This window comes from Brevibacillus sp. SIMBA_040 (assembly GCF_046535075.1).
Lineage (GTDB): Bacteria > Bacillota > Bacilli > Brevibacillales > Brevibacillaceae > Brevibacillus.
Genome location: NZ_JAWRXI010000167.1, coordinates 1 through 275 on the forward strand (window position 1 = coordinate 1; position 275 = coordinate 275).

1 protein-coding gene is annotated in these 275 nt (G+C 58.2%); it reads left to right on the top strand.

Annotated features, from left to right (window positions below; all coding sequences use genetic code 11):
• The coding region (locus SB752_RS32405) for a hypothetical protein (protein ID WP_410719499.1) at positions 1-275 on the top strand (275 nt) is incomplete at both ends.

The following is a 275-nucleotide window of genomic DNA, read 5'->3' on the forward strand; positions in this document are numbered from 1 at the left end:
ATATTGGCAAGGGCCTGCAGAGCCTGGCTTTAGATCTTGCCGGGCTGACGATTGGCGCCGGTGGGCAGGCGCATGCATTGTTCCGCTCTGTCAAAAACCTGGGGCAGGTGGGGTTGCAAACTTCACTGCGACAAGTAACTACGCGCGTAACGCCGATCGTGTCCAAGCCAGCCTGGACATTGACGGCGCCGAAAGTGAGGTTCAGGGATGCAGCCTTTGATGTCAGCAAGCAGACCGCGCAGTTTTTCAGCGCAGCCTTCAACCCGCTTGAGGGT